21 protein-coding genes are annotated in these 21249 nt (G+C 68.5%); 1 reads left to right on the top strand and 20 read right to left on the bottom strand.

Going from position 1 to position 21249, the window contains the following annotated elements; all coding sequences use genetic code 11:
• Window positions 1-245 precede the first annotated feature (245 nt).
• From lpxK to EX88_RS27465, 16 genes are all read right to left on the bottom strand, one after another.
• Window positions 246-1289 carry a tetraacyldisaccharide 4'-kinase gene (lpxK, locus tag EX88_RS0107850; protein WP_031371447.1) on the bottom strand — a complete coding sequence of 348 codons (1044 nt, stop codon included), beginning with the start codon at window positions 1287-1289 and terminating at the stop codon, window positions 246-248.
• Window positions 1286-3034, bottom strand: a complete 1749-nt coding sequence (gene msbA, locus EX88_RS0107855; RefSeq protein WP_031371448.1) for a lipid A export permease/ATP-binding protein MsbA — start codon at window positions 3032-3034, stop codon at window positions 1286-1288. Before msbA ends, lpxK begins: the two co-directional genes overlap by 4 nt.
• The gene (locus EX88_RS0107860; RefSeq protein WP_031371449.1) at window positions 3031-3480 is read right to left on the bottom strand and encodes an ExbD/TolR family protein; all 450 of its coding nucleotides are present in this window, start codon (window positions 3478-3480) and stop codon (window positions 3031-3033) included. Before EX88_RS0107860 ends, msbA begins: the two co-directional genes overlap by 4 nt.
• 11 nt (window positions 3481-3491) lie before the next feature.
• Complete coding sequence (locus EX88_RS26775; protein WP_036148319.1) at window positions 3492-4157, bottom strand: MotA/TolQ/ExbB proton channel family protein; 666 nt, start codon at window positions 4155-4157, stop codon at window positions 3492-3494.
• A 27-nt stretch (window positions 4158-4184) separates the two neighbouring features.
• On the bottom strand, window positions 4185-6569 hold the full coding sequence (locus tag EX88_RS0107870; protein WP_031371450.1) for a DNA internalization-related competence protein ComEC/Rec2: 2385 nt from the start codon (window positions 6567-6569) through the stop codon (window positions 4185-4187).
• Window positions 6570-6571: 2 nt separating this feature from the next.
• Entirely contained in the window at window positions 6572-7318 is a 747-nt protein-coding gene (gene lolD, locus EX88_RS0107875; protein WP_051884710.1) for a lipoprotein-releasing ABC transporter ATP-binding protein LolD, read from the bottom strand.
• Window positions 7311-8555, bottom strand: coding sequence for a lipoprotein-releasing ABC transporter permease subunit (locus EX88_RS0107880; protein ID WP_031371452.1), 1245 nt, complete (start codon window positions 8553-8555; stop codon window positions 7311-7313). The genes lolD and EX88_RS0107880 overlap by 8 nt, the downstream gene beginning before the upstream one ends.
• 151 nt (window positions 8556-8706) lie before the next feature.
• Window positions 8707-9045: a hypothetical protein gene (locus tag EX88_RS0107885; RefSeq protein ID WP_051884712.1), complete on the bottom strand. Its 339-nt coding sequence runs from the start codon at window positions 9043-9045 to the stop codon at window positions 8707-8709.
• 58 nt (window positions 9046-9103) lie between these two features.
• Complete coding sequence (locus EX88_RS0107890) at window positions 9104-9379, bottom strand: succinate dehydrogenase assembly factor 2 (protein ID WP_031371454.1); 276 nt, start codon at window positions 9377-9379, stop codon at window positions 9104-9106.
• 25 nt (window positions 9380-9404) lie between these two features.
• Entirely contained in the window at window positions 9405-10088 is a 684-nt protein-coding gene (locus tag EX88_RS0107895; RefSeq protein WP_031371455.1) for a hypothetical protein, read from the bottom strand.
• The gene (locus EX88_RS0107900) at window positions 10085-10507 is read right to left on the bottom strand and encodes an MAPEG family protein (protein ID WP_031371456.1); all 423 of its coding nucleotides are present in this window, start codon (window positions 10505-10507) and stop codon (window positions 10085-10087) included. Before EX88_RS0107900 ends, EX88_RS0107895 begins: the two co-directional genes overlap by 4 nt.
• 106 nt (window positions 10508-10613) lie before the next feature.
• Complete coding sequence (locus EX88_RS0107905; protein ID WP_031371457.1) at window positions 10614-11396, bottom strand: succinate dehydrogenase iron-sulfur subunit; 783 nt, start codon at window positions 11394-11396, stop codon at window positions 10614-10616.
• 81 nt (window positions 11397-11477) lie between these two features.
• Window positions 11478-13232, bottom strand: coding sequence for a succinate dehydrogenase flavoprotein subunit (sdhA, locus tag EX88_RS0107910; protein ID WP_051884726.1), 1755 nt, complete (start codon window positions 13230-13232; stop codon window positions 11478-11480).
• Window positions 13233-13274: 42 nt separating this feature from the next.
• Window positions 13275-13670, bottom strand: a complete 396-nt coding sequence (gene sdhD / locus EX88_RS0107915) for a succinate dehydrogenase, hydrophobic membrane anchor protein (protein WP_031371459.1) — start codon at window positions 13668-13670, stop codon at window positions 13275-13277.
• On the bottom strand, window positions 13667-14062 hold the full coding sequence (sdhC, locus tag EX88_RS0107920) for a succinate dehydrogenase, cytochrome b556 subunit (RefSeq protein WP_031371460.1): 396 nt from the start codon (window positions 14060-14062) through the stop codon (window positions 13667-13669). Before sdhC ends, sdhD begins: the two co-directional genes overlap by 4 nt.
• 96 nt (window positions 14063-14158) lie before the next feature.
• Window positions 14159-14347 carry a DUF1674 domain-containing protein gene (locus tag EX88_RS27465; protein ID WP_081930722.1) on the bottom strand — a complete coding sequence of 63 codons (189 nt, stop codon included), beginning with the start codon at window positions 14345-14347 and terminating at the stop codon, window positions 14159-14161.
• Between the two features lie 30 nt (window positions 14348-14377).
• Between EX88_RS27465 and EX88_RS0107925 the strand changes: the two genes are divergently transcribed.
• Complete coding sequence (locus EX88_RS0107925) at window positions 14378-15250, top strand: folate-binding protein YgfZ (RefSeq protein ID WP_031371461.1); 873 nt, start codon at window positions 14378-14380, stop codon at window positions 15248-15250.
• A gap of 387 nt (window positions 15251-15637) precedes the next feature.
• On the opposite strand, the gene asnB is transcribed toward EX88_RS0107925, so the two are convergent.
• The 4 genes from asnB to EX88_RS0107945 all read right to left on the bottom strand — a co-directional run bounded on the left by asnB (window position 15638) and on the right by EX88_RS0107945 (window position 21187).
• A complete protein-coding gene (gene asnB, locus EX88_RS0107930; protein WP_051884715.1) occupies window positions 15638-17614 on the bottom strand; it encodes an asparagine synthase (glutamine-hydrolyzing) in 1977 nt (658 codons plus the stop codon).
• 5 nt (window positions 17615-17619) lie between these two features.
• Window positions 17620-19857, bottom strand: a complete 2238-nt coding sequence (locus tag EX88_RS0107935) for a thiamine pyrophosphate-dependent enzyme (RefSeq protein ID WP_031371463.1) — start codon at window positions 19855-19857, stop codon at window positions 17620-17622.
• A 137-nt stretch (window positions 19858-19994) separates the two neighbouring features.
• On the bottom strand, window positions 19995-20633 hold the full coding sequence (locus tag EX88_RS0107940) for a glutathione S-transferase family protein (protein WP_430536899.1): 639 nt from the start codon (window positions 20631-20633) through the stop codon (window positions 19995-19997).
• Window positions 20633-21187 (bottom strand): GNAT family N-acetyltransferase, encoded by a 555-nt coding sequence (locus EX88_RS0107945; RefSeq protein ID WP_031371465.1) that lies wholly within the window; start codon window positions 21185-21187, stop codon window positions 20633-20635. The genes EX88_RS0107940 and EX88_RS0107945 overlap by 1 nt, the downstream gene beginning before the upstream one ends.
• Window positions 21188-21249: the final 62 nt, after the last annotated feature.

Below are 21249 nucleotides of genomic sequence, written 5' to 3' on the forward strand. Positions count from 1 at the left end.
CCGCGAGAAATTCGATGCGCGCGTGCGGCGCAGGACAAGCTTACGTCAGGCCGGCTTAGGTCGGGCCGGCTTGGATCAGGCCGGCTTGGATCAGGCCGGCTAGCTCGGGTTGGGTGCTGGCGAAGCGTATAGACGGAAGGGTCGCGGCTTGTGCCGCTGTCACCCTTGGAACTCCGGCGAGCCGGGGGCGCACGATGGCGCCTCGGGCGGATCGATGGACGCCGCCGGCGCGCCGCGGTGCAACGTCAGCGCGCGCCGCGCGCCGGCAGTTTGTCGAGCAACGAAACCCAGAACGCTTCCGGCAATTCGGCACGCACCGGCACGCTGTACTGCAGGTCCGAGGCGAACGCGCCCTCGCCCGCCAGCGGAATCTTGACCGCGTCCTTTTCGGTCATCAGCACCGGCAGGCGGCTGCCGAACTCGAAATCGGCGGCGCTGTAGCGATGATGATCGGCGAAGGCGTGCGGCACGATGGCGATGCCGAGGCTGCGCAGCATGCCGAAGTAGCGCTCGGGGTCGCCGATGCCGGCGACCGCGTGCACGCGCTGGCCGACGAAGGCGTCGAGCTTGAGCGGGCGGCCGCCGAGCAGCGGCAGCGCCTGGTCGGCGATCAATCGCATCGGCCATTCGCCGAAACCGGTGGTCGCGGCGGCGGCGTCGCCGGCGAGGTTGGGCATGTTGACCACACGGAAATCGCATTCGGCGCCGCGTTCGGGCGGCTCGCGCAACGGTCCGGCCGGCAGCAATTGGCCGTTGCCGTAACGACGGCGGCCGTCGACGACTTCGATCTCGATGTCGCGGGCGAGGCGGTAATGCTGCAGGCCATCGTCGCAGACGACGATGTCGCAGCCGGCGTCGGCCAGGGCTTTCGCGGCGGCGGCGCGGTCGCGGTCGGCGCGCAGCCTGGCGCCGGTGCGGCGCGCGATCAGCACCGGCTCGTCGCCGCCCACGCGCGGATCGGTGTCGCGCTCGACCCACAGCGGCGTGGCGATGTCGTCGCGGCCGTAGCCGCGGCTGGCCACGCCCGGGTTCCAGCCTTCCTGCTTCAAGCGCTGGACCAGGGCGATCGTCAGCGGTGTCTTGCCAGCGCCGCCGGCGGTGATGTTGCCGACCACGATCACCGGCACGCCGGGGTGGCGACGACGCTTGAGGCCTTTGCGGTACAGGGTGCGGCGCAGGTCGGTGACCGCGCCGTACAGGCCCGAGAGCAGGCGCGCATGCGCGGGCACCGGGACGTCGCCGTACCAATACGCCGGTACATGCGGCTGCCGATCCGAGGCGCCGCTCATTCGGCTTCCCGGAACTGCATGCGGTGCAGATGCGCGTACAGACCGCCCTGGGCGAGCAATTCGCCGTGGCTGCCGCGCTCGACGATACGGCCCTGATCGAGCACCAACACCTGGTCGGCGTGCTCGATCGTCGACAGACGATGGGCGATGACCAAGGTGGTGCGATCCGGCATCAGGCGTTCGAGCGCGTCCTGGACCAGACGTTCGGATTCGGTGTCGAGCGCGGCGGTGGCCTCGTCGAGGATCAGGATCGGTGCGTCCTTGAGCATCGCGCGCGCGATCGCCAGGCGTTGGCGCTGCCCACCGGAAAGTTTGCCGCCCTTGGCGCCGATCGGCGTGTTCACGCCTTCCGGCAGGCGTTCGATGAACTCGCTGGCATTGGCGCCGCCGACCGCGCGTTGCAGGGCCTCGGCGTCGCTGTCCTGCAGTTCGCCGTAAGCAACGTTGGCCGCCACCGTGCCGTCGAACAGCATCACCTGCTGGCCGACCAGAGCGATCTGGCGACGCAGGTCGGCGAGGCGGTAGTCCTGCACGGGATGGCCGTCGAGCAGGATCTGCCCGGCCTCGGGGTCGTAGAAACGCGGGATCAGCTTGATCAGGGTCGACTTGCCGCTGCCGGAGCGGCCGACGATGGCGGTGACGGTGCCGGGACGCGCAACGAAACTGATGTCCGACAACGCCGGACGGTCCTGGCCCGGATAACGCGCAGTGACGTCGCGGAACTCGACCAGGCCCTGGCTGCGCGCGAGTTCGCGCGTGCCTTCGTCCAATTCGTCGGGAGCATCCAGCACGTCGAACAAGCGCTCGGCCGAGGCCAGGCCGCGCTGCAGCATGTTCTGCACGTTGGTGAGCTGACGCAGCGCCGGAATCATCGCCATCATCGACATCATCAAGGCGACGAAACCGCCGGCGCTGAGGCGCCCGGCGAAGGCTTCGTGGCTGGCGACCAGCAGCAGCAAGGCCAGGCCGATCGAGCCCATCAGCTGGACCATGGCCGAGGCGATGCTGCGGGTGGATTCGACCTTGAGGCTGAGGCGCAGGTAGTCGTCGGCGATGGCGCCGTAGCGGGTCAGCTCGGTCGGCTGCGCGCCGTAGACCTTCACTTCCTGCTGGTTCGACAGCGCCTGATCGGCCGCGAGCAGCAACTGCGCACCGCTTTCCTGGATCTTGTGGCTGATGCGGCGATAACGGCGGCCGACCTTGTCCATGACCCAGGCCAGCGGCGGCGCCATCACCGCGACGGCGATGGTGACCTGCCAGCTCGTCCAGATCATCACGCCGAGCAGCGCGAGCGCCTGCAGCGACTGCTGGACCATGACCTTGAGCGCGTCGACCGCGGCCTGCGCGACCTGGTCGCTGTCGGAGCCCAGCCGCACCAGCATCGACGGCACCGGCTCGGTATCGAAGCGCGAACCCGGCAGGCGCAGGTACTTGCCGAGCACCTTCACCCGCAGGTCGCGGGCGACGCCGCGGCCGGACTTGGCCATGTAGTAATCGGTGAGGTAACCGGCGAGACCGCGCAGCACGAACAAGGCGACGATGGCCGCCGGCAGCCAGATCGCCAACGCCGAGTTCTTGGCGATGAAGGTCTGGTTGATGATCGGTTCCATGATCTTGGTGAAACCGGCGCCGGCGGCGGCCTCGATCACCATGCCGAGCGCGGCGATCCAGAGCAGTCCGCGGTAAGGCCGCGAGAATTCGAGCAACCGGCGGTAGGTCTGCCAGGGCGATGCGGTGGCTGTCACCGCACCGTCCCCGCGGCGGCCTGAGCACCGGGTTGCGGCGGCGCGGTCGCGCTCATGATCCTGCGGAAACCGAGCTGGCCGAGCGCGTCGTAGACGGTGACCACGGCCTGGTACGGCGTGCGCGCATCGGCGCGCAGCATGACCGTGCGGTCGCGGTCGCTGCCGGCGACCTCCGCTATCGTGGTCTTGAGCGATTCCAGATCGTCGCGCAGCACCTCGCGGTCGCCGACGAAATAACGGCCTTCGGCATTCACCAGCACGATCAGGGCCTTGCTGGCGTCGCCGGAGGGCTCGCCGGTGGCGCGCGGCAGTTCGAGCTTGAGCACCGAGCGCGCGTCGAAGGTGGCGGTGACGACGAAGAAGATGATCAGGACCAGGATCACGTCGATCAACGGCACCAGGTTGATCTCGGGCTCATCGTCGGAGCGATGGTCGCGGATGCGCATGCGTCGGCGCCTCAGCCGGCCTGGCCGGCCAGGCGCACCGGCGCGCGCGCCTCATGCTGCTGGCGCGACTCGACCGTGCCCGGGGTCAGCACGTCGACCAGGGCGATCGCTTCGTGCTCCATCGCGACGATGTATTCGGCGATGCGGCCGCGGAACCAGCGGTGGGCCATCAGCGCCGGAATGGCCACGATCATGCCGGTCGCGGTGCAGATCAGCGCCTTGCCGATGCCGCCGGCGAGTTGGTTGACGTCGCCGATGCCGTGGTCGTTGATGACCATGAACATCTGGATCATGCCGACCACGGTGCCGAACAGCCCGAGCAGCGGGCCGGCGGCGGAAATGGTGCCGAGCGTGTTCAGGTAACGCTCCATGCGGTGCACGAGATGGCGGCCGACGTCCTCGATGCGCTCGCGGATTTCCTCGCGCGGGCGATGGCGGACGTCGAGCGCGGCGGCGAGCAGTTCGCCGAGCGGCGCGGTCGCGCGCAGCGACTCGATGTGGGCCGGGTCGAGCTTGCCGGTCGCGGCCCAGGCGCGGACTTCCTGGCCGAGCTGCGGCGGCAACACCGCCCTGCGACGCAGGGTCCAGAGGCGTTCGATGATGATCGCCAGCGCCACCGCCGACAGGATCAACAACGGAATCATCGGCCAACCGCCGGCCTTGACCAGTTCCAGCACTCGCGAACCTCCGGCCTGTGGCCGACATCAATCTGGCCGATAGGATAGCCCAGCGCCCGCACGCCGGGTCGCATCCCACAGACGCGGGTGTGTCTGGCGTCGCGTTTCCACGGCGATGCCGCCGGCGCGCAGCCCCACTCGCAAGGCGCCATCGGCGGCGGTATCGCGGGTGCCCGCCCCCGCTCGCCGCCAGCGTTCCAGCACGTCCGCGCGCGGGTGGCCGAAGCGGTTGCCATGGCCGCTGGAGATCAGGGCATGACGTGCCCCGGTGGCGGCGACGAAATCCGGGTCGGAAGAGCCGCCGCTGCCGTGGTGGGCGACCAGCACCACCTCGGCGCGCAGGCGCTCCTGCGGCGAAAGCCGGGCGCGGCGGACCAGATCGCGCTCGATCACCTCGCCGATGTCGCCGGTCAACAGCGCCGCGCCGTGCCGGCTTTCGACCCGCAGCACGCAGCTCGATTCGTTGCCCAGGTAGGGAAAATGCCGGGGCGGGTGCAGGAAACGCAGGCGCACGCCGTCCCATTCCCAACTGCGCCCGGCCTCGCAGGGACGGGTGCGGATGCCCTCGAGCGCCTCGCCATCGACTTCGGGTGGCGCGAACACGGCCGGCGACGGAAACGCGCGCAGCACGCTGGCCACACCGCCGGCGTGGTCGTTGTCGCCGTGGCTGGCGACGACACGGTCGAGGCGGCGCACCCCGAGCGCATGCAGGGCCGGCACCACCGCGCGCTCGCCGGCGTCGAAACCGTCGCGCACCGAGGGCCCGCCGTCGAACAGCAGGCTGTGGTTCGCCGTGCGCACCAGCACCGACAAGCCCTGCCCCACGTCCACCACGACCAATTCGGCTTCGCCCGGCTCGGGCAGATGCCGGTCCGGCCACAGCAAAGGCAGCCACAACAGCAGCGCCAGCGCCTTACCGGGCACGCCGCGCGGCAGCAGCAGCCAGAACGCGCCCAGCATCGCCAGCGGCAAGGCGAACCAGGCCGGCTCCGGCAGCCACCACAGCGCCAGACCGCTGTCTGCCAGGGACTCGAACCCGGGCCAACTTGCGTCGAAACAAGCGGCGGCGCCGCGCCAGGCGAACTCGCCGGCGCCGGCGTGGAGCGCCTCCAGCCCGGTGCCGAGCAAGGCCAAGGGCACCACCACCAGGCTCCACCACGGCACCGCAATCAGATTGGCGAAAGGCCCGGCCAGGGAGGCCTGGCCGAATAACAGCACGCACACCGGCAGCAAACCCAGGCTCGCCACGCCCTGCGCGCTCAGGAACCCGCGCAACCGATCGCGCCAGCCGGTCGCCGCCATCGAATCCGGCAGGCACCACAGCAGCCAGGCGACGCCGAGAAAGCTCAGCCAAAAGCCGGCGCCGAGCAAGGCCAAAGGATCGGCCAAGGCCATCGCGATCGCCGCCATCGCCAAGGTGTCGAAGGCATGAAAAGGCCGGCGCGACATGCGCAGCGCCGCGACCAGCGCGATCATCAGCCAGGTGCGTACGGTCGGCAGGGCGAAGCCGACCGCGGCCGCATAGGCCAAACCGCCGAGCATCGCCGCGACCGCCGCCGCGACCACCCCGGGGCAGCGCCGCCCCAGCGCGGGGAAGACACGCCATAACCGGCCCGCGAACAAGGCGAAGAAGCCCGCGACCAGGCCGACATGGAAGCCGGAGATCGCGATCAGATGAGTCAGGCCGTCGGCGCGCAGCACGCTCCAGTCGCGCTCGTCCAAGCCGCGGGTGTCGCCGAGCGCGAGCGCACGCACGAAGCGCGAAGACGGCGAACGCACCGTCGCCGCGATGCGGTCGGAGATCGATTCGCGCCAGGCATCCAGCCCGCTCGCCTTGGCCAACAGCCGTGCGCGCTCCGGCTCGCGCAGGTAGCCGGTCGCGGCCAAACGCTGCATCAAGGCGTATTTTTCGGCGTCGGGACCGCCCGGGTTGCGCAGGCCGCGCGGCGCCCGCACCCGCGCCTGGAACCGCCAACGCTGGCCGGCCCGCAGCACGCGACGCGGTTCGAGTTCATCGTCGTACCAGGCCAATCGCAACAAGCGGCCGCGCAAGGGCTCGGGCTGCTGCGCGTTCTCGTCGACACGAAACAGAAAACGGCTGCGGCGCGGTTCGTGCTGCGGAAGATCGACGATGCGCCCGCTGACGACGACCTCGCGCCTCTCCCAATCCGACGGCAACTGCAGGCTCAGCGCATAGGCCGCGTGCAGACTGGCGAGCGCGAACCCCAACACCGCCGCGGCGAGCCAGCGCCAGCGCGGCAAACGCCACCACGCGACGGCAGCGGCGATCAGGGCGGGTAACGAAACTCCCCACGGGCACGCATGCGGCAAGGCCAGTCCGGCACCGATGCCGGTCAGCAATGCGCAGGCGACGAGTTTTCCGAAGGGCGGCGTCCTTGCCGCGTCGTGCATGTCTACACCTCGGCGGCGTCCAGTTGCCGCAGTTTGCCTTCGTGCAATTCCAGCACGCGGTCCAGGCGCCGCGCGAGGCGGCGGTCGTGGGTCACCAACACCAGGCTGGTGCCCTGGTCGCGATTGAGCGCGAGCATCAGCTCGAACACCACCGCGGCGGTTTTTTCGTCGAGGTTGCCGGTCGGCTCGTCGCCGAGCACGCAGGCCGGGCGATTGACCAGCGCGCGCGCGACCGCGGCGCGCTGGCGCTCGCCGCCGGACAATTCGCCCGGCTTGTGATCGAGACGATGGCCCAGGCCGACCGATTCGAGCAGTGCCCTGGCCCGCTCCGACGCCTGCCTGGTCGTGGCCGAACGGCTGCGGCCGTCGAGCAGCACCGGCAGCATCACGTTTTCGAGCGCGGTGAACTCGGGCAACAGGTGATGGAACTGATAGACGAAACCCAAGGCCTGATTGCGCAGCAGGCCGCGCGCGCGATCGGACAGCGCGCTCATGCGCTCGCCGGCGACGTAGACCTCGCCCGCGGTCGGCGTGTCGAGGCCGCCGAGCAGATGCAGCAAGGTGCTCTTGCCGGCGCCGGACGCACCGAGAATCGCAACGGTCTCGCCCTTGCGCACGGCCAGTTCCAACCCCTGGAACACCGGCGTGTGCAGCTTGCCTTCGGAATAAGTCATCGCCAGGCCGTCGCAACGCAGCACGATGTCGTCGGCGACGGTCCGGCGGACGTCGGCATTTTGAGGGTTATTCATAACGCAGCGCCTCCGCCGGCGCCGTGCGCGCGGCGCGCCAGGCGGGATAGATCGTGGCCAGGAAGGCCATCGCCAGCGCCACGCAGGCGATGATGGTGACGTCGCTGGTCTGCAGGTCGGTCGGCAGGCCGGTGATGTAGTAGACGTCTTCCGGCATCAACTGCACACCGAGCACGGTCTCGATGGCCTTGAGGATGTGTTCGAGGTTCAAGGTCAGGACGATACCGCCGACCACGCCGAGCACCGTGCCGACGATGCCGATCAGGGTGCCCTGGACGACGAAGATCCGCATCACGCTCATCGGGGTCAGCCCGAGGGTGCGCTGGATCGCGATATCGGCCTGCTTGTCGGTGACCAGCATGACCTGCGAAGACACCAGGTTGAACGCACCCATGGCGATGATCAGCGACAGCAGGACCGCCATCACGACCTTTTCCATCTTCAGGGCGCGGAACATGTTGGCGTTGTCGCTGCTCCAATCGGTGATCCGGTAGGGGCCGCCGAGGGCCACCGAGAGATCGCGGGCGACGTCCCAGGCCTTGTCCATGTCGTGCAGCCTCAAGCGCACGCCGGTGACGCCGTCGCCCATGCGCAGCACCCGTTGGATGTCGCTCATGTTGACCACCGCCAGGCCCTTATCGTATTCGCTGTAGCCGGCTTCGAAGATGCCGCTGACGGTGAAGCGCTTGAGCTGCGGCATCGCCCCCATCGGCGTGCTGCGGCCGTCTGCGGTCATCACCACCACGCTGTCGCCGACCTGGGCGCCCATCCACAGGGCCAGTTCCTTGCCCAGGACGATGTTGAAGCTGCCCGGGGTCAACGAGCCGAGTTTGCCTTCGACCATCTTGTCGGCAAGCACCGAGACCTTGCTCTCCTCGGCCGGATCGACGCCGCGGATGATCGCCGGCTGTTGCCGCGTCGACGACAGCAGCGCTTCTTTTTCGATGTAGGGCGCGGCGCCGGCGACGCGCGGGTCGGCGGCGGCCTTGTCGATCGCCAGCCGCCATTCGGTCACCGGTTCGCCGTAGGCGCTGATAGTGGCGTGGGCGGCCATCTGCAGCATGCGGTCGCGGATCTCGCGCTGGAAGCCGCTCATCACCGCCAGAGTGGTGATCAGCGCAGTCACGCCGAGGGCGATGCCCCCGATCGAGGCCAGGGAGATGAAAGAGATGAAGCCGTTGCGGCGTTTGGCGCGCAGGTAGCGCAGGCCGATGGCGACGGAGATGGGTTTGAACATCTATGCGGCCGAGACCGGAAGCTGGGGACTGGACATTGCTTTCATCGTGAACTCTGTCTCTCTAATGCTGGCGGCTTGGACGGGCGCGGCGCTCAGTGATTCGGCGTTGGCCGCCTTGCCAACCCCGAATCCCGACTGCCTAGTCCCTGCCTCATGGTGCCATCGAACGCGGATCGCGCGCAGGGGCTGAGACCGCCACGGCCAGCCTGAGTTCACGGCGGCCGCGGGCGTCCAGGCGGTCCGGCCACCACAGCAGGCGCCGCCCCTGCCCGTCCGGGCCGGTGAAATCGAGCCGGGCCAGCCAGCCGCGCCACTGCAGGCGCAGCTCTGTGATCGGCAATTCGTCGAGGCTGGCGCGCTCGCCGGCGATGACCAGACGCTGTGGCGGCCGGCGCAGTTCGCGCCGCGCCGAATACAGCGCCCAGGCCAGGGCCAGCACCGCCAGCGGCCCGGCCACGGCACGCGGGCATTCGCTGAACCACAGCGACAACGCCGCCGCAAGCCCCAAAACGATCAGCGCCGCCGCGAGCAGACGCGACGGCCGCCACTCAAGGCGGCAAGGCCCGGATCGATTGGACGAGACGGTCGAGTTCGGCATCGCTGGCGGCCTCGTGGCCCATGAACCAGTGCCAGAGCTTATCGTCCTCGGTTTCCAGCAAACGTAGGAAAACCCCGCGCTCGGCGTCGGAAGCCTGCTTCCAGACACGGTCGAGATAACGCCCGAACAACTGGTCCAGTTCGCGCATGCCGCGCCGGCAACGCCAGCGCAAGCGACGCAATTCGATCTCGTCGCGCTCCTCGCGGCTGATTTCGGCTTCGCTCATCTCGTCGCTTCCTCGCATCGAACGCTCAGGGCGCCGCCTGGGTCGGTTTCAGCACATCGCACAGGCCGCCCGGATGACTTCCGCAATAGGCGTCGAAGTCCTTCGCCAGCGTCGGATCCTGCTCGAGCGCGAGCTTGGCCGAGGCGGCGAAATCGGCATCGCCGCTGTCGCCGGCCATGATCTCGCCGAGCTTGTTCTCGATCGAGCTTTCGGCGAAGGCGCTATGCGCCTGCAGGTGCGCTTCGCCGCCGCGCTCGCGGATGCAGTCGAGCGTGGTCGGCGTGCCGAGCGTGTCGCGCACGCAAGCCAGCTCGGTCTGTCCGGCCGCGCCGCGGAAGTACGCCAGGGCCTCGTCGATTTCGGCCTGAGTCGCGCTCTGCGCCAGACGCTTGGAGGCGCCGTCGAGGAAAGGCCCGGCCGGCATGCTGTCGAACAAGCGCTTCATGACCCCGTTGTGCTCGTCGGAAAGCGCCTCGCTGCCGGGTATGGCCTGGCTGAACACCAGGCTCAAACCCTGCTTGAGGATCTCGGCGTAACGCATCGTCTCCAGCAACTGGCGAGCATCGGCGACACGGGCGCCGCCGTGCGCAGCATCGGCGGCCTTGGCCGTATCGGCGAAAGCCGGTGCGACGCAGAACGCAGCGGCGATCAACGCAGCCAAGGTGCGATGGGCGAAACGCGAAGCGGTGACGCGGGAAAAACTGTTCATGAGCTCAGCAGTCCGATTGCGAGATGGATCCACAACGCCCACAGCGCGAGCGCGCCGGCGGCGTAGACGAAAAAACGGTGCATGACCCGGTTATAGCTGCAGTGGATCGCGCTGTGGGCGATGCGCAGCGCGACGAACAACCAGGCCAAGACGAGAGTAGCGCCATCGGCCAATCCGGCCAGTGCAGCCACGACCACCGCCAGATAGAACAGTACCGGCAGTTCGAACAGATTGCGGAAATTGTCGGCCGCGGCGCTGTCGGTGAGCCGGGCGACGGCCTGCGCCGAGGTCGCGACCGCTTGCGGGTGGATGCGCTCGCGGCGCATCTGCCCGATCCGCACCGCGTACATGCGCAGCCACACCGCGCAGGTCAACGCGACCATCGCCACCGCGGGCAGGAAAATCGCCTTCGACTGCATCGCTCACCCCTGGCGCGGCGCGGATACGCCGCCTGCGACTGGCTGGACGGCACGACGGCGCCCGAGGCGCCGTCGTGGGTTAGAACCGGGCGGTGCCGCGTTCGCCTTAGACGCGACGCGCCAGCATCAGCTTCTTGATCTCGCCGATCGCCTGCGCCGGGTTCAGCCCCTTCGGACAGGTGCGGGCGCAGTTCATGATGGTATGGCAGCGATAGAGCTTGAACGGATCTTCCAGATCGTCCAGGCGCGCACCGGTGTCCTCGTCGCGCGAATCGATGATCCAGCGATAGGCCTGCAGCAGGATCGCCGGGCCGAGGTAGCGGTCGCCGTTCCACCAATAGCTCGGGCAGCTGGTCGAGCAGCACGCGCACAGGATGCACTCGTACAGGCCGTCGAGCTTCTTGCGGTCTTCCGGCGACTGCAGACGCTCGCGGTCCGACGGGGTCGCGCTCTGGGTGCGCAGCCACGGGCGGATCGAGGCGTACTGGGCGTAGAAGTGGGTCAGGTCCGGCACCAGGTCCTTGACCACCGACATGTGCGGCAGCGGGTAGATCGGCACCTCGGGCTTGTCGCAATCGGTGATCGCGCGGGTGCAGGCCAGGGTGTTGGTGCCGTCGATGTTCATCGCGCACGAACCGCAGATGCCTTCGCGACAGGAGCGGCGGAAGGTCAGGGTCGGGTCGATCTCGTTCTTGATCTTGATCAGCGCGTCGAGAACCATCGGGCCGCAGGTCGCGAGGTCCACTTCATAAGTGTCCACGCGCGGGTTGAGGCCGTCGTCGGGGTTCCAGCGATAGACCTTGAAGGTACGCGGCTGCTTGGCGCCCTGCGTCGGCCAGTGACGGCCCTTCTGGATCTGGGAGTTCTTGGGTAGAGCGAATTCGGCCATGCTGGCGATCTCTCGGCTTGCGGCAGTACTGCGGTGGGTTGCGTGAATGGCGCGCAGCGGAACTGCGCGCCGTAGCGCCGATCAGTACTTGCGTTCCTTGGGCGGGACGTAGGCGACGTCGTCGGTCAAGGTGTAGTTGTGCACCGGACGGTAGTCGATGCTCGTCGTACCCTTCTCGTCGACCCAGCACAGCGTGTGCTTCTGCCACTGCTCATCGTTGCGCGTGGCGAAGTCCTCGCGGGCGTGGGCGCCGCGCGACTCGGTGCGGTTCTCGGCCGAGACGATGGTGGCCAAGGCCTGGCCGAGCAGGTTCGACAGCTCGTAGGTCTCGATCAGGTCCGAGTTCCAGATCAGCGAACGGTCGCTGACCTTGACGTCGGCGAACGAAGCGTGGATCTCGCGCATCTTGCGCACGCCGTCGGCGAGGGTCTCGCCGGTGCGGAACACCGCCGCGTCGGCCTGCATGGTGCGCTGCATCTTGTCGCGGATGACCGCGGTCGGCGTGCTGCCGGTGGCGTTGCGCAGCTTGTCCAGGCGCGCCAGCGCTTCGTCGCAGGCGTCGCCGGCCAGGCGGGCGTGGGCGCCGCCGGGCGTGACCGTCTCGGCACAGCGGTTGGCCACCGCGCGGCCGAACACCACCAGGTCGAGCAGCGAGTTCGAGCCCAGGCGGTTGGCGCCGTGCACCGACACGCAGGCCGCTTCGCCGATCGCATACAGGCCCGGCACGACCGCATCGGGGTCGCCGTTCTTCAACTGCACGACTTCGCCGTGGTAGTTGGTCGGGATGCCGCCCATGTTGTAGTGCACGGTCGGGATGACCGGGATCGGCTCCTTCTCGACGTCGACGTTGGCGAAGATGCGCGCCGATTCGGCGATGCCGGGGAGTTTTTCGTGGATGACCTCGGGGCCGAGGTGGGTCAGGTCGAGCAGGATGTGATCCTTGTGCTCGCCGACGCCGCGGCCTTCGCGGATCTCGATGGTCATCGAACGGCTGACCATGTCGCGCGGCGCCAGGTCCTTCACGCTCGGCGCGTAGCGCTCCATGAAGCGCTCGCCGTTGGCGTTGCGCAGGATGCCGCCCTCGCCTCGCACGCCCTCGGTGATCAGGCAGCCGGCGCCGTAGATGCCGGTCGGGTGGAACTGGACGAATTCCATGTCCTGCAGGCCGAGGCCGGCGCGCAGGGCCATGCCGCCGCCGTCGCCGGTGCAGGTGTGGGCCGAGGTCGCCGAGAAATAGGCGCGGCCGTAACCGCCGGTCGCCAGCACCGTGCCCTGGGCGCGGAACAGGTGCAGCGTGCCTTCGGCCATGTCCAGGGCGAGCACGCCGCGGCAGGCGCCGGTCTCGTCCATGATCAGGTCGAGGGCGAAGTATTCGATGAAGAACTGCGCGTCGTGCGCCAGCGACTGCTGGTACAGGGTGTGCAGGATGGCGTGGCCGGTGCGGTCGGCAGCGGCGCAGGTGCGCTGCGCCGGCGGGCCTTCGCCGTACTTGGTGGTCATGCCGCCGAACGGGCGCTGGTAGATCTTGCCCTCGTCGGTGCGCGAGAACGGCACGCCCTGGTGCTCGAGCTCGATGATGGCCGGGATGGCCTCCTTGCACATGTACTCGATCGCGTCCTGGTCGCCCAGCCAGTCCGAACCCTTAACGGTGTCGAAGAAGTGGTAGCGCCAGTCGTCCTCGCCCATGTTGCCGAGGGCGGCCGAGATACCGCCCTGGGCGGCGACGGTGTGCGAACGGGTCGGGAACACCTTGGTGATGCAGGCGGTCTTCAGGCCCTTCTGGGCGAGACCGAAGGTGGCGCGCAGACCGGCGCCGCCGGCGCCGACCACGACCATGTCGAACTTGTGTTCTTGAATCTTGTAGGCAGAGGCCACGACTCAGGCTCCCAACGCGATGCGGATGATGGCGAGCACGCTGGCGAGAGCCGCGAGTACGCAAACGAAAACGACCGCGAGCTGCGAGGCGATCGCCAGCCCCGGGGTGTGGACGTAGTCCTCGATGACGACCTGCAGGCCGAGCTTGGCGTGCCAGAACATCGCCACGACGAACGCGCTCAGCAGCACGGCGTTGCAGGGATGGGCGACCGAGGCGCGCACCGAGGCGTAATCGCCGCCGATCCACGACACGATCAGGCCCAGCACGTACAAGGTCAGGACGATCAGGGCGACCGCGGTGACGCGCTGGACCACGAAGTGGTGGGTGCCGTCCTTCGCCGAGCCCAGGCCGCGCGCGGTCTTGAGCGGGTTGCGCAGATGCTTGTTGTTCGCGCTCATGCGCCACCTCGCGACATCATGGCGACGATCCAGATCAGGGCGGTCAGCACCAGGCTGCCGATGACGCTGATCCAGCCGTTGCGCACGAAGGTATCGACCTTGTAGGCGTAGCCCGCGTCCTGGACCAGATGGCGGATGCCGTTGATCAGGTGGTAGGCGAAGGCCCAGGTCCAGCCGAACAGGATCAGGAAACCGAGCGGCGAGCGGGCGCAGGCGGTGAACTGGGCCCAGGCTTCGGGACCGGCCGCGAGCGATACCAGCGCCCAGGCGATCAGCAAAGCGCCGACGGAAAGGATGACACCGGTGGCCCGGTGCAGGATCGAGGTCACCATCTGTATCTGCCAGCGGTAAACCTGCAGATGCGGTGACAGGGGTCGTTCGCGGTTCGCCATGCGATGGCAATCTCAGCTGGGCGGCGGCGCCGCGTGGCGGGGGGAGCGTGGGAGCGCTGTGTGGGGGGCGTGAGGGGCTAGCGGTCGGACGTCGGATCAGAAATCGATGCAGCGGCCGTTCTTTTCCCAGTCGCCGTAACGGGTCGGTTCGGGACCCTCGCGACCACCGTGCTCTTTGCGAGCGTCCTTGGCGGAAGACGAATCGCCTCCCGTCTCGGGTACGGGAGTCGCCGGGGTCTCGGACGCAAGGTCCGAAGGTGCTTCCGGGGTGGTTTCGCCTATCATCACAGCGTTAAATATTAATTCCCGGCCCCCATGCCTGACAACCCGCACCCCTTGCACGGACAGGCGTTTGCCCTGCCCGGCCAACGCCTCATAACCCTCGAAGGCCGCGACGCAGCAGCCTTTGCGCAGTCTCAGTTCATGAACGACGTGAAGACGCTCGCCGATCGACATTGGCACTGGAGCGGCTGGCTGACGCCCAAAGGGCGCCTGATTGCGCTATTCGCCCTGCTCCGCCTGTCCGACCAACGCGTCTGGCTGCTGGTCCCCGACGCCGACGCCGCGGCCATCGCCGAGGCGTTGAAACGCTTCGTCTTCCGCAGCAAGGTGGTCATCGCCCTGCGCGAGGACCTGAGCGCCGAAGGGCGCTGGGCCGAGCCGGCGCAGGCGCGCGGCGGCGCCCTCGGCGGCGACGAAGAGACAGGCCTGGAGCTGGACTTCAGCGGCGACGGCGGTGCGCGCAGCCTGCGCATCGTCGCGGACGCGAGTGCGCCGGAGGACCCGGCAGCGATCGCGCAGTGGGCGCTGGCCGATCTGCGCCACGGCCTGCCGCGGCTGCCGGCGTCGCAGGCCGAACAATGGACCCCGCAACAGCTGTCGCTGGAGCGCCTGCGCGCTTTCAGCGTCAAGAAAGGCTGCTATCCGGGCCAGGAGATCGTCGCCCGCACCCATTTCCTCGGCAAGGCCAAGCGCGGCGTGGTCGCGTTCGCCGCTGCCGCACCGATCGAGGCCGGAACGGAAGTGCGTGGCGAAAGCGCAGCACTGGGCACCGTGGTCGCCGCGGCGAGCGATGGTGGGACCCATCTCGCCCTGGCGGTGCTGCCGCTGGAGCGCCCCGAACAGGCGCTGAGCATCGGCGGCCAAGCGGTCGAGGAAGTGCCGCTGCTGGAAGGTTTCGCGCGCTGAGGTTGCGCTTCCAGGAGTAGGAGCGGCGCAAGCCGCGACCGCGGGACGCGCAGAAGACTCCGGTCCCACGTCATCGACCGAAGCGGTCAAACATCCACCGCATGAGCCGTTCGCAGTGAACCCCGACAGACGCTGCGCCTTGTAGAAGCGCGGTCGCGGCTTGCGGCGCTCCTATCTCTTGCCTGCGTTGCCCTGGGTAGGAGCGGCGCGAACCGCGACCGCGCGCCCACCAGACAGCAACGCCGCGACCCGAAACTCCGCGGTCGCGGCTTGCGCCGCTTCTACAAGGGGTTGCACTGCGAAGGCCGGCACGGCGCCGCGGCCTGACACCCTGCGGTCGCGGCTTGCGCCGCTCCTACCCTTGGCGGCGCGGGTCGACCATGCCGCCTACAAACCGCCCTCGCCGGTCGTCGACATCCAGACCGAGCGCCCGACTTCGTTGCGCTCGGTTTTCCAATGCGCCTGCCAGGCCTGGAACATCAACACGTTCCACAGGTGCGTATGCCAGCGGCGCTCGCCGGCCAGGAGCTGTCGCCACAGGCCGCCGACCAACTCGGCGTCGAAATACCCCTCCTGCGCCAGGCGCGACGGGTCGAGCAACGCCGCTGCCCACTCGCGCAGGTCGCCGCGCAGCCATTGCGTCACCGGCGCGCCGAAACCGCGCTTGCCGCGATCGACCATGGCGTCGGGCAGGTAGCGCTTGAGCACACGCTTGAGCAGGTACTTGCTGCCGCTGTCGCCGCGCTTGAATTGCAGCGGCAACGACCAAGCGAATTCGGCGACGTGGGTGTCGAGCAAGGGCGCACGCGCCTCCAGCCCGACCGCCATGCTGGCGCGGTCGACCTTGCACAGCAGGTCGTCGGGCAGGTACACGCTGTAGTCGGCCAGCATCATCGCGTCGGCGGGCGTGCCCAGCCCGCCCAGCGGTTCGGCGAGGTCGTACATGGTCGCCGGCAGTTTCGATCCGGGCACAGCGGCCTGGGGGAAACGCCAGCGCACGATGCGATTGCGATAGACATCGCCGATGCCCTGCGCGCCCATCTCGGCGGCGAACGCAGCGAAACCGCCGGCGCGCGAGGCTTCGCCGTGACCGCCCGCGGATTTCGCCAGCCAGCGCCGCAGCGGCGCCGGCACGTGCCGCTGCAGACGCAGGTTGCGCAAGGCGCGCTCGTAGCGCGTATAGCCGAAGAACAACTCATCGCCGCCGTCGCCCGACAGCGCCACCGTGACCTGGCTGCGCGCCAAGGCGCAAACCAGCGCGGTCGGCACCTGCGAGGCGTCGGCGAAGGGTTCGTCGAACATCGCCGACAGCCGCGGCACCACCGCCAAGGCATCGGCGCCGCTGACGTAGAGCTCGGTGTGGGCGGTGCCGAGATGGCGCGCGACTTCGAGCGCGAGCGGCGCCTCGTCGTGGTGCGAACCCTCGAAACCGATGGTGAAGCTCTTGACCGGCTTCGCGCTCAAGGCCTGCATCAACGAAGTCACCACCGACGAATCGGTGCCGCCGGAAAGAAACACACCGACCGGCACGTCGGCGACCATGCGCAGGCCGACCGCGTCGCGCAGCAGGTCGTCGAGCCGGTCTTCAGCGGCGTCGATGTCGCCGTCGAACGGGTGCCGGATCGCCGCGGCCATACGCTCGCGCGCATGCCAGTAACGGCGCTGATCGCGCCCCGGGTCGTGCGCGGCGGCGCCGCGCGCGACCGCAGCGGCGTCGAAACGCAGCAAGGTGCCCGGCATCAGCTTGAAGGTGTCGGTATGGATCGCGTACGGCGCCGGCACGTAGTCGTAACGCAGCAACAGGGCCAGCGCATTGCGGTCGACTCCGTTGTCGAACTGCGGATGCCGCCACAGCGCCTTGAGTTCGGAACCGAACACCAGGGTGTCGCCGGCCCAGCCGTAGTACAGCGGCTTCTTGCCGACCCGGTCGCGGGCCAGCCACAACGTCTGTTCGTGGCGGTCCCACAGGGCGATGGCGAACATGCCGCTGCAGCGCGCCACCGCGTTCTCGACGCCCCACTCCACCACCGCGGCCAGCAGCACCTCGGTGTCGGAGTGGCCGCGGAAGGCGTGGCCCAGTTCGAGCAGTTCTTCGCGCAAGGCGGCGAAGTTGTAGACCTCGCCGTTGTAGGCGATCACGTAGCGGCCGTTGGCCGAGGCCATCGGCTGATGGCCCAGCGGCGACAGGTCGAGAATGCTCAGGCGCCGATGCGCCAGTGCAATGCCGTGTTGCGCATCGGCCCAGACGCCGTCGTCGTCGGGGCCGCGGTGACGCAGGGCGTCGCCCATCGCGCCGGCCAGTTCGAGCAGATGCTCGTGGCCGATATCGGTGCGCGGACACAGCAGGCCGGCCAGTCCGCACATGAGGGTCAGCCCTTGGCCAGCACGTCGGCGGCGCGGACGATGTCGTCCTCGCCGGGGATCACCAGGAAGGCCGCGCCGGCCAGCGGCGTGTAGGTGTCGACGCCGACCACGCGCTGCAGCGGCACGCCGCCGAAACCGGCCTCGGTCAATGCCGTGATCACGCCCTCGCCGACGCCGGCGCTGCGCCGGCCTTCGTCGACCACGATGATGCGCTTGGCGCCGCGCGCCTGTTCGGCGATGTAGGCATCGTTGAGCGGCACCAACCAGCGCAGGTCGATCACGCGCGCCTTCCAACCGTGCTGCTTCTCGATCTCGCGCACTGCGCGCAGGCTCATCGGCACGCCGTTGCCGTAGGAGAACACGACCAGGTCGTCGCCCTCTCCATAGCTGCGGCCTTCGCCGAGCGTCATCGCCTCGTCGGGCTTCGGATAAGAAGTCAGCCAGGCGCCGTCGCCGGCTTCGTACAAATCCTTGGTCATGTACAGCGCGATCGGTTCCAGGAATACCGAGACGCGGCCGTCGACCTTGGCCAGCGCGGTCAGGGTGCGCAGCATGGTCGCGGCGTCGTCGCCGCGCGAGGCGCAACCGACCACCAGACTGGGGATGTCGCGCAAGGCAGTGATCGAGTTGTCGTTATGGAAATGCCCGCCGAAACCGCGCTGGTAGCCCAGGCCGGCGATGCGCACCACCATCGGGTTGCGGTACTGGTTGTTGCTGAAGAACTGCAGCGACGCCGCCTCGCCGCGGATCTGGTCGCAGGCGTTGTGGAAATACGCCAGGTACTGGATCTCCGGGATCGGCATCAGGCCGACATTGGCGAAGCCCTGGGCCATGCCGAGGATCATGGTCTCGTCGAGCAAGGTGTTGAACACTCGACGCGGGCCGAAGGCTTTCTGCAGGCCCTTGGTGACCGTGTAGACGCCGCCCTTCTGCGCCACGTCCTCGCCGAACAGCAGCGTTTCCGGGTACTTGGCGAACAGGTCGTGCAGCGCGTTGTTGATCTGGATCGCCAGATGGCGCGGCGGCTGTTGCTCGGGCAGCTTGGCTTCGCTGCCGAACACCTGCAGACGGCGTTCGGCGAAATCGGCGCGCTTGGCTTCCTGCTGCACCGCTTCGGGCGAATACGGCGCCAGCGGCGCGATCACCTCGTCGAGGCGGTCGAGCTTCGGCCGGCGATCGGCCTCTTCGGCGGCCGCAAAGCACTGCTTGCGCGTGGCCTCGTACAGGTCGATCACGTCCTGCTTCGACATCAGCCCCGATTCGAGCGCGATCGCCGCCGAACGCAGCAGCGGGTCGCTGGCTTCGACCGCGCACAGTTCCTCGAAAGAACGCCATTCGATCTCGAAGTCGGTGCCGGCGTGGCCCATGATGCGGGTCGTGCGCAAGTGCAGGAAGGTCGGACGGCGGCTGCGGCGGCAATGCTCGACCGCGCGCTGCACGTCGGCATAACCGCTGGCCAGGTCGAGGCCGTCGGCGGCGAAGTAATCCAGGCCGTCCATGTTGCGGAAACGGTTGGCGATCCAGCCGCCCGGGGTCTTGACCGAGATGCCGATGCCGTTGTCTTCGCAGACGAACAACACCGGTGCCGGCAGTTTTTGATACGCGGTCCAGGCGGCGGCGTTGAACGCGGTCTGGGCGGTGGCGTGGTTGGCCGAGGCGTCGCCGAACGAACAGATGGCGATGCTGTCGTCGGGGATCGGCAGAGCGTGGCCGAGGCGGCGACCGGTTTCGATCGCGACCGCAGTGCCGAGCGCCTTAGGCAGGTGCGAGGCGATCGTCGAGGTCTGCGGCAGCACCCACAAGGGCTTGCTGCCCCACACTTTATGGCGGCCGCCCGAAGCCGGGTCGTCCTTGCTGGCGGCGAAACTCAGCGCCGAATCCATCACCGGGTCCATACCGGGCAATTTGCGGAAGCGCTCGGCCATGAAGCCGCCGCTGCGGTAGTGCAGGAAGGCCGGATCGGTGTGGCGGGTCAAGCGCGCGACCATCGCGTTGCCTTCGTGGCCGCTGGAACCGATGGTGTAGAAGACCTTGTTCTGCACGCGCAGCACGCGCGCCATCAGGTCGAGGTGGCGGCTGATCAGCTGCGACTCGAACAGCTCGCGGAAACCGCGCGCGTCGAGCGCGCTGCCCTGCAGGATCGCCTCGTCCGGCGCAGGCCGCGCATCGGCGCGGCCGTTCCACTGATTGACGAACTCGACGAAATTGACGTCGCAGATCTCGGCCCGGTTGAGGCCCTTCATGCGCGCCGGGATCGGGCTCGGCACCGCGTTGAAGTTCGGCACGTTGTTGAAGATCGAAGACTGCAGTTGCGCTGACATCGAACACTCCGCCGCCCGTCGCCGGGCCGGCTCATCAAGGAAGAATTAGACGGAACCCGTCATGGCGTCTGCGCGATGCGCTGCGCCGCTTGCGGGTCGGGATCGGGCAAGGCGACGAAGCCCGGCGTCGCCCGCACCCGCGCGCGCCAGGCGTCGATCGCCGGATACGGCGCCAGCTCGATGCCGCCGTGGCCGGCGACGTCGGTGTAGGCGAACAGGGCGATGTCGGCGATGCCGTAGGCCTCGCCGCTGAACCAATCGTGGGACTGCAGATGCCGCTCCATCACCGCCAGCGCGCGATGGCCGCGTTCGCGCAGCGACGGCAGCTCGGCGCGGCGCGGCGAATCCAGCGGCGTCCAGCCGGCGATGAAACGGGCCACGGCGACATAGGGCTCGTGGCTGTACTGTTCGAAGTTCATCCAGCTCAAGGCCTGCGCGCGCTGCCAGCGGTCGCTCGGCAAGAACGCGCTGCCGTCGGCGAGGTAGTACAGGATGGCGTTGGATTCGCTGAGGGTGCGGCCGTCGTCCAGCTCGATGACCGGCACCTTGGCATTGGGATTGAGGGCGAGAAATTCCGGCGTATGCGTTTCGCCGCGGCTGCTGTCGACCTCGACCCAGACGTAGGGTTCGCCGAGTTGTTCGAGCAACAGGCGCAGCTTGTGGCAATTCCCCGAGGGCGAGAAGCCGTAGACGGTGATCACGCGCCCGCTCCCCGCTTGCGCCGCGCCTGCCATTCCTCGCGGGTCTGGCCCCAGACCTCCACTTCCATGTCGGCCGGCGCCGGCAAACGGTCCTGGCGCATATAGCGCGAACCGAGTTTGGCCGCTACGCCTTTCGACGGCAGATTGTCCGCATCGATGGTGTGGATCACCTCGCTCCAGCCCAGGTGTTCGAAGGCCCAGTCGGTCGCCGCGGCCGCACCCTCGGTGCCATAGCCCTTGCCGCCTTCGCTTTCGACGATGCCCCAACCCACCTCGGTGCCGGGCCAGCCATCCGGCTGCCAGGGGCCGAGGCGGCCGATCCAGCGGCCGGAGGTTTTTTCGTAGACCGAGAAGAACCCATAGCCGTATGCAGCCCAGGAGCCGATCACCGACATCAGGCCGCGCCAGGCCACCGAGCGCGGCTGCGGCCCGCCGATGTAGCGCAGGTAATCGCCGGCATCCATGAAGGCGGCCCAGTCGTCGAAGTCGTCCAGGCGCGGCGGGCGCAAGATCAGGCGCGGCGTTTCCAGTCTAATGTCGGGAATCGTCATCACGGCTCGGTTCTCCCCTTGCGCCAGCATCGCCATGTGGAAGCCCCTTTCCCGCCTGCGGG

The sequence above is a fragment of the Lysobacter antibioticus genome, assembly GCF_000731095.1.
In the GTDB taxonomy this organism is placed as follows: Bacteria; Pseudomonadota; Gammaproteobacteria; order Xanthomonadales; family Xanthomonadaceae; genus Lysobacter; species Lysobacter antibioticus_B.